Source organism: Rhodovulum sp., assembly GCF_011048875.1.
Lineage (GTDB): Bacteria > Pseudomonadota > Alphaproteobacteria > Rhodobacterales > Rhodobacteraceae > Rhodovulum > Rhodovulum tesquicola.
The window spans coordinates 1-4,759 of the sequence record NZ_DSDD01000456.1; the positions used below are offsets into that span (position 1 = coordinate 1).

Here is a 4,759-nt window from a genome sequence, read left to right on the forward strand (position 1 = left end):
CCTTCGCCGGTGTCGCGCTCGACCAGCCGGGCAAGGGCGGCCGCCTCGGCGCGCAGGGCATTCGCCTCGCCCTCGGCCTGTGCCTTGTCGGCCCGGGCCTCGGCCTCGCGCGTCTGGGCATCGCCGCGCGCCTCGTCCGCGGCGATCAGGGCGGCTTCGGCGGCCTCGGCGGCTTCGGCCGTCCGGTCCTGCCGCTCGCTTGCGGTCTCGACCGCCGCGCGCGCCACCGTCAGCGCGCCCTGCGCCTCGTTCACCGCGGCGCGGGCCTCGGCGGCCTCGGCCTCGTTGCGGGCCAGCGTCCGGGCGGCATCCTCGCGCAGGCGCTGGGCCGAGTGGTGGCGGGCCGACAGACGGGCCATGTCCTCGGTCTTCTGGCCCAGCACATCCTCGCGGTCGCGCAGCACCGAAGCGGCCTCCTGCGCGGCCGCGCTGGCAATCTCCATCGCGGCCTCGTGCCCGTGATGCGCCGCCTCGAGCGCGGCGCGTTCCTCGTCCAGGCGCGCCAGCGTCTCGCCCGCATCACGGTTCAGCCCCGCCTCGCGCTCGATATCGCGGCCAAGCTGCACGATCCGGCCTGTCAGAGTCTCGATCGCGGCGCGCGCGCGGGTTTCCTGCTCGGTCAGCGCGTCGCGTTGCACGACCAGCCGTTGCAGGATCGCGGCGGCGATGGCCTCTTCCTCGCGCAAGGGCGGCAGGGCGGTCTCGGCAGCCTCGCGCGCGGTGGCCGCCTTGCGCGCCGCGACCTCGGCGGCGGCGGCGGTGCGGGTGCGTTCGGTCAGCTGCGCCTCGGTCGTGGCGCGGGTGCTATCGGCCTCCTGCCAGCGGCGAAACAGCAACAGCCCCTCGGCGCGGCGCAATTCCTCGGCGATCTCGCGATAGCGCGCGGCCTGTTTGGCTTGCCGGGCAAGCTGGGCAAGCTGCTGGGCAAGCTGGTCCAGAACGTCATCCACCCGGGACAGGTTCTGCTCGGCCGCGTTCAGGCGCAATTCGGCCTCGTGCCGACGCTGGTAAAGCCCCGAGATGCCTGCGGCCTCTTCCAGCACGCGGCGGCGGTTGCGCGGCTTGGCGTTGATCAGTTCCGAGATCTGGCCCTGGCGGACCAGCGCCGGGGAATGCGCGCCGGTCGAGGCGTCGGCGAACAGCATCTGAACATCGCGCGCGCGCACCTCCTTGCCGCCGAGCTTGTAGGCCGAGCCCGCATCGCGGGTGATCCGGCGCACGACTTCGAGGATGTCGCTGTCGTTGAACTCGGCGGGGGCCAGACGGTCGGAATTGTCGATCAGCAAACTGACTTCGGCGAAGTTGCGGGCGGGCCGCGTGGCGGCACCGGCAAAGATCACGTCTTCCATCCCGCCGCCGCGCATCGCGGTCGGGCGGTTCTCGCCCATCACCCAGCGCAGCGCCTCCAGCAGGTTCGACTTGCCGCAGCCGTTCGGCCCGACAACCCCGGTCAGCCCCTCGGCGATCACCAGGTCGGTGGGATCGACGAAGCTCTTGAAACCGTTGAGCCTGAGTCGGGTGAAGCGCACGGATTCGTCCTGTCCTGATTCCCGCGAGTTTGTTCGATCCTTTGCCGGGTCGCCCCGGGTGTCAAGCGTTCGCCCCAGCATCTGGGCGCCTTCGATGACTTCTCCACAATATATTGACCGACGATTCCTGCGGCGCCGGTGGCTTTCGCTGCGGTGCGGTGTCACCCCTTGACCTTTCCCGTGCGCCGGGCGACCACCGTCAAGATTTTGCGAAATGATGACCCGGATGCCTGTGACCATCGCAACCGAGTCCGTCCTGTCCGACAACGCACGGGCCTTGATCGAGGCGAGCGAGGCGGCGCTGCTGGCCGTCTATCCGCCCGAAGAATGCTTCAGCTTCTCGGCCGAGGAACTTGCGACGAAATCCACCCAGTTCCTCGTCGCCCGCCGCGCCGGGGCGCCCGTGGGTTGTGTCGCACTCGTCGATCAGGGCCGCTATGGCGAGGTCAAGCGGCTTTATGTCGATCCCGGCCAGCGCGGCCGGGGGATCGGCCGGGCGCTGATGGAGGAGCTGGAAGGTGCCGCCCGAGATATCGGGCTGGGGCTTCTGCGGCTGGAAACCGGGGCGGCGCTGGCGGCGGCGGTGCAGCTTTATCGCCGGATGGGCTATGCCGATTGCGCGCCCTTTGGCGGCTATCCTGACATCGCCTCGAACCTGTTCATGCAAAAGCGGATCGGGATCCTCTTGCGCGAGGATCACGGGCTCGCGCAGCTCAGCCGGGCGTAGACCACCGCCGGATCGCCGGACAGGGTGCCGGGCCGGATCTGGCAACCGGTGCCCAGTTCGATCGCTCGCGCGCCCCGTGCCATCCCGCCATCCCGGCGTTCGGCATTCAGCCGGATCGCCTGCGCCGTGCCGCCATTGCGCCGGACCGCGAAGGTCGACCCCTTGACCGTGACGCGCGTGCCCGGCAATGCGCCAAAGCCGGGGCCGGGCGAATCGCAACCTGCAAGCATCAGGACAACAAGAATGAGAACAGGCCGCGTCATGGCGGCATGGGATCGGATCCGCGTTAAGCGCCGGTAAAGGCGCCAGCGCGACGAGGCAATTGCAATATCGGGGACGTCGCTTTATACCATATTCCAAACTGCGAATATGAAACGGAGCCTTCCATGCCACTCCCCGCCTCGCGCCCCGCCGACCGCTACTCGCCGCTCTATTTCCTCGCCTCGCTGGGTGCGGGCGGGTTGGCGGCGTCGTTCTTCATGTTCCTGATGTTCTGGGTGCCCCATCCCGGCCAGTCCGTTCCGGTCTTCGAGGACCTGGCCCGCGCGCTGGCCACAGGCGGCCCAGCGCTTCAGGCGCTCGTCGTGACCTCGGCGCTGGCGATCGCGGTGCTGGCCTATCAAAACCTCCGCCTTCTGGTCTGGAACATCGCGCAATATCGCCGGTTCAAGGCCAGCCCCGCATGGTCCACCTTCACCTCGGGCAATGCCGAGACCCAGCGCCTTGCCCTGCCGCTGGCGCTGGCGATGAGCGTGAATGTGAGCTTCGTCCTCGGCATGGTCTTCGTGCCGGGATTGTGGGGCGTGGTCGAATTCCTGTTCCCGCTGGCGCTGATCGCCTTTGGCCTGATCGGGGCGCTGGCGCTGGTCCAGATCGGTGCGTTCCTCGGTCGGGTGATGACCCGGGCGGGCAGTTTCGACATGGCGCAGCACAACTCCTTCGCGCAAATCCTGCCGGCCTTTGCCCTGTCGATGGTCGCCGTGGGCTTTGCCGCCCCCGCCGCGATGAGCGGCGTGCCGCTGACCGCGGGCATCAGCCTGATCGGCTTGACCTTCTTCGGGATGGCCGCGTTGCTTTACACCCTGCTCGCCGCGATCATCGGCTTCAACGCAATCCTTCAGCACGGCACCGCGCGCGAGGCGGCGCCGACGCTGGTGGTCGTGGTGCCGATCCTGACGGTGCTGGGCATCACCTTCCTGCGGCAGAACCACGGCATGACCCACAGCTTCGACGCCGAGATCGCCGCGGTCGAGACGCTGATCTTCCTGTCGCGTCTTCTGGCGGTGCAGGTGCTGGTGCTGATGCTTGGGCTGATGGTGCTGGCGCGGCTGGACTACTGGCGCGACTTCGTCTTCGGCCCGCGCGAGTCGGCGGGGGCCTATGCGCTGGTCTGCCCGGGCGTGGCGCTGTCGGTGATGCTGCATTTCTGGCTGAACGACGGGCTCGTGGGGGCAGGGCTGATTGACCGGTTCTCGGTCGGCTACTGGGCGATCTCGGCGCTGGCCGTGGCGGTCCAGCTTGGGACGCTGGGCTTCACCTTCTACCTGAACCGGCGCCATTTCGGCCGGTCCCGCGCCGCCGGACGGGTGCCTGCCGAATAGCCCGACCGATCGGCGGCGGGCGGCCGATCTGCCGCCCGTCGCGCTTTGTCGCCTTGTGCCTGCGTGCGCGCCGGTCCATCACCAAGCCGACATGGGGCGACACGCATGAAGACAATCGGCATCCTGGGCGGCATGTCCGCTGCCTCGACCGCGCTGTATTACGAGACGCTGAACCGCGGCGCGCGTGAAAGGCTGGGGGGGCTGCACTCGGCCGAATTGCTGATCCGCTCGCTCGATTTCGCGAGGATCGAGCGGATGCAGGCGGCAGGCGACTGGGAGGCGGCCGCGCGGCTTCTGAACCGCGAGGCGCGCGCCTTGCAGGCGGGTGGCGCGGCGCTCCTGATGCTGGCTACCAACACCATGCACAAGCTGGCCGAGCCGATGATGGCGGGCATCTCGATCCCGTTCCTGCACATCGCTGATGCGACCGCCGCGGCGATCCGGGCGGCGGGGCTGTCCCGGCCCGGCCTGATGGCCACCGCCTACACGATGGAGCAGAGCTTCTACACCGACCGGCTCCGCGCTGCGGGCCTTTCCCCGATGCTGCCCGGGCCGGAAGACCGCGCCACCACGCACCGGATCATCTATGACGAGCTGTGCCGCGACGTGATCCGGGATGACAGCCGCGCCGCCTATGAGGATATCGCGATGCGGATGGCCAAGCGCGGGGCCGATTGCCTGATCCTTGGCTGCACCGAGGTCGGCATGCTGCTGCACGCGGGCAATGTGCCGATGCCGGTCTTCGACACGGTGCAGGTGCATTGCGCCGCCGCGCTGGACATGGCGCTGGACCTGGCCCCGGCCGAGTAGCGGCGCGCAGCCCTAACCGGCGCCGGCCTCGCCCATCGCCCGCGCCTCGGACAGGGTTTGGCTGGTGGCCAGCGCCTCGGGGTCAAGCTGCA

General features: G+C 69.2%; 5 protein-coding genes. 3 read left to right on the forward strand and 2 right to left on the reverse strand.

What is annotated here, in order from left to right; translation table 11 throughout:
• The coding region (locus ENN83_RS15570) for an AAA family ATPase (RefSeq protein WP_287188588.1) at positions 1–1,529 on the reverse strand (1,529 nt) is incomplete at its 3' end.
• Between the two features lie 226 nt (positions 1,530–1,755).
• On the opposite strand from ENN83_RS15570, the gene ENN83_RS15575 reads away from it, so the two are divergent.
• A complete protein-coding gene (locus ENN83_RS15575; RefSeq protein WP_287188591.1) occupies positions 1,756–2,256 on the forward strand; it encodes a GNAT family N-acetyltransferase in 501 nt (166 codons plus the stop codon).
• Here the strand turns inward: ENN83_RS15575 and ENN83_RS15580 are convergent.
• Positions 2,226–2,486 (reverse strand): hypothetical protein, encoded by a 261-nt coding sequence (locus tag ENN83_RS15580; protein ID WP_287188594.1) that lies wholly within the window; start codon positions 2,484–2,486, stop codon positions 2,226–2,228. The genes ENN83_RS15575 and ENN83_RS15580 overlap by 31 nt on opposite strands.
• A 156-nt stretch (positions 2,487–2,642) precedes the next feature.
• Here ENN83_RS15580 and ENN83_RS15585 point away from each other — a divergent pair, with 156 nt between their 5' ends.
• Positions 2,643–3,857, forward strand: a complete 1,215-nt coding sequence (locus ENN83_RS15585; RefSeq protein ID WP_287188597.1) for a TsoY family (seleno)protein — start codon at positions 2,643–2,645, stop codon at positions 3,855–3,857.
• Between the two features lie 105 nt (positions 3,858–3,962).
• Positions 3,963–4,667, forward strand: a complete 705-nt coding sequence (locus tag ENN83_RS15590; RefSeq protein ID WP_287188599.1) for an aspartate/glutamate racemase family protein — start codon at positions 3,963–3,965, stop codon at positions 4,665–4,667.
• The last annotated feature ends 92 nt before the right edge of the window (positions 4,668–4,759 follow it).

Excerpts from the sequence above, each read along its gene's own strand:
- ENN83_RS15590 (WP_287188599.1), top strand. The coding sequence starts at position 3,963 with ATGAAGACAATCGGCATCCTGGGCGGCATGTCCGCTGCCTCGACCGCG.
- ENN83_RS15585 (WP_287188597.1), top strand. The coding sequence starts at position 2,643 with ATGCCACTCCCCGCCTCGCGCCCCGCCGACCGCTACTCGCCGCTCTAT.
- ENN83_RS15575 (WP_287188591.1), top strand. The coding sequence starts at position 1,756 with ATGCCTGTGACCATCGCAACCGAGTCCGTCCTGTCCGACAACGCACGG.
- ENN83_RS15580 (WP_287188594.1), bottom strand. The coding sequence starts at position 2,486 with ATGCTTGCAGGTTGCGATTCGCCCGGCCCCGGCTTTGGCGCATTGCCG.